Raw genomic sequence first — 3,170 nt, 5'->3', positions numbered from 1 at the left:
GTTCCCTGAGCGAAGTCGAAGGGAGCGAAGTCGAAGGGAGCGAAGTCGAAGGGAGCGAAGTCGAAGGGAGCGAAGTCGAAGGGAGCGAAGTCGAAGGGAGCGAAGTCGAAGGGAGCGAAGTCGAAGGCCGTTCCCTGAGCGAAGCCGAAGGGAGCGAAGTCGAAGGGAGCGAAGTCGAAGGGAGCGAAGTCGAAGGCCGTTCCCTGAGCGAAGCCGAAGTGCGAAGCCGAAGTGTCGAAGGGAACGTTTCCTGTGAATATCCAGTAACAGGAATGCCCAACAACTCCGGTAATGGCTCTGTAGATTATGTATTATGGGGAGATGATGGAAAACCCCTAGCAGTAGTCGAAGCCAAACGTACCCGCAAAGACCCCCGCAACGGTCAACAACAGGCTAAACTCTATGCAGACTGTTTAGAAAAACAATTTAACCAACGTCCCTTAATTTTCTACACCAACGGTTATGAACATTGGTTATGGGATGACACCAACTACCCACCGCGACAAGTCCAAGGGTTCTACAAAAAAGCCGAATTAGAATTACTTATCCAACGCCGCAGCATCCGCAGATCCTTAGCCCAAGCAGATATTAAACCCAGTATAGCAGAACGCTATTACCAAACCCGTGCTATTCGCCGCGTTACAGAAGCTATAGAAACCGACAAAGAACGCAAAACCCTGTTAGTCATGGCTACAGGTGCAGGAAAAACCAGAACAGCGATCGCCCTAGTAGAAATGCTGATGCGTTGTAACTGGGTCAAACGCGCCCTATTTTTAGCCGACCGTGTGGCCTTGGTAGACCAAACCATCAAAGTATTAAAAAAACACCTTCCAGAAGCTTCCCCAGTGAACCTCGTCACAGAAAAAGATGAAGAAGGGAGAGTATTCGCTTGTACCTATCAGACCATGATGGGATTAATTGATGATACCAAAGAATCAGAAAAACGGTTTAGCGTTGCCCATTTTGATATAATTATTGTTGATGAAGCCCATCGTTCCGTCTTCCAAAAATATCGCCACATCTTCAATTATTTTGATGCCTTACTATTAGGATTAACCGCCACACCCAAAGATGAAATAGACCGCAATACCTACGGATTATTTGATTTAGAAAGTGGTGTACCTACAGATGCCTATGGCTTAGAAGATGCGGTAAAAGATGGCTTTTTAGTCCCACCTCAAGCCGTCTCAATTCCCCTGAAATTCCAACGTCAAGGAATTAATTATAGTCAATTATCAGAAACAGAAAGAGAAGAATGGGATGCTATAGAATGGGATGATGCAGGTAACATCCCCGACTCCATAGAAGCAGCAGCAGTCAATCAATGGTTATTTAATCAAGATACAGTAGATAAAGTTTTAGAACATTTAATGACCAGAGGTTTAAAAGTTGCCGGCGGTGATATCTTAGGTAAAACAATTATCTTTGCTAAAAATCAAGCTCACGCTAACTTTATCGCTGACAGATTTAATATTAACTATCCCCAATTTAAAGGTGAATTTGCTCGCGTCATTACCTTTAATACTAAATACGCTCAAAGTATTATAGACGACTTTTCTAAAAAAGATAAAATGCCCCATATCGCCATTTCTGTAGATATGTTAGATACGGGAATAGATGTACCAGAAGTAGTAAATTTAGTCATGTTTAAATTGGTGCGTTCTAAAACCAAATTCTGGCAAATGTTAGGAAGGGGAACTCGTCGCTGTGCTGACTTATTTGGTATAGGACAAGATAAACAATTTTTCTATGTATTTGACTACTGCCAAAATTTAGAATTTTTCCAACACAACCCAGAAACCACAGATGCACCCATAGGTAAATCTTTAAGTAAGCAGTTATTTACTAAACGCCTGGAATTAATAGCAGAATTAGATAAATCAATTGTTGATAATTCTATTAATAATTCCGCAATTTACGAAAATCAAACATCTGCAAAAGAACCAAAAACAAATACAGAACTGCGGCATCAAATAGCTAATTTATTATATACAGAAGTGGCAGCCATGAACACAGAAAATTTTATAGTTCGCACAAAACGCCAATTTGTAGAAAAATATGGTAATTATGAATCATGGAAATCATTAGCCCAAGAAGATATTATTACCTTAAATCAAGAAATTGCCGGTTTACCTTCCCAAATACCCACAGAAGCAGAAGAAACCAAACGCTTTGATATATTAATCTTAAAATTACAACTAGCCATAGTCAAATCTCAACCCAATCTAAAACAATTACAAACACAGGTGAAATCAATTGCTGGGTTACTAGAAGAAAAACCAGATATTCCTTTAATTCAAGCACAATTACCATTAATTCAAGATATTCAAAGCGACGAATGGTGGCAAGATGTCACCTTACCCATGTTAGAAACACTCCGCAAACGTCTACGGGGTTTAGTAAATTTAATTGATAAGAAACAACGCGAACCCATTTATACTAATTTTGAGGATGAAATGGGTGAGGAAATTATAGTAGAATTACCTCATTTTACCTCAACAGATCAATTCTATAAGTTCCGATCTAAAGCCAGAGCCTTTTTAAGAGGGCATCAAGATAATATAGTTATTTTCAAACTCAGAACCAATAAACAATTAACCGCATCAGACTTATCCGAGTTAGAAAGAATATTAGCAGAAAGCGGTATCGGAGAAACGGAAGATATTAACCGCGCTAAGGAAGAATCTCAAGGACTAGGCTTATTTGTGCGTTCCTTAGTCGGACTAGATAGGGAAGTTGCTAAACAAGAATTAGCTAGTTTTATAGCTGATAAAAACCTTAATGCTAATCAAATAGAATTTATAGATATGATTATCAACTACCTCACAGAACATGGTGTCATGGATGCAGCATTACTCTATGAATCACCATTTACTGATATTACACCCCAAGGACCAGATGGACTATTTACCTCTGCTCAAGTTGATGAATTAATTGCTTGTTTAGAGGAAGTTTATCAAAAAGCGATCGCCTAACTAAACGTCTAACTAGGGCTTGCTGAGAAAGTCTTTCCGTGAGGGCATAGGAGTCAGGAGTCAGGAGTCAGGAGTCAGGAGGAGATTTGAAAATTTCTTTGCCATCTCTTGAAATCCCCAAAAATGCACACTTTTTCCGGTATACCCTTCAAAACCCTTGCACTAATTTCTGTGTTTATCAGCCTCTAACCTTTG

At 39.8% G+C, this 3,170-nt stretch carries 1 protein-coding gene; it reads left to right on the top strand.

The features are described from left to right. A partial coding sequence (locus H5968_RS24775; RefSeq protein ID WP_187042057.1) for a DEAD/DEAH box helicase family protein occupies positions 1 to 2,975 on the top strand: 2,975 nt, incomplete at its 5' end. Positions 2,976 to 3,170: the final 195 nt, after the last annotated feature.

Source organism: Sphaerospermopsis sp. LEGE 00249 (assembly GCF_014299995.1).
Lineage (GTDB): Bacteria > Cyanobacteriota > Cyanobacteriia > Cyanobacteriales > Nostocaceae > Sphaerospermopsis > Sphaerospermopsis kisseleviana.
Note: the sequence above shows the minus strand (reverse complement) of the source record. Positions and strands in the feature narration are given on the sequence as shown.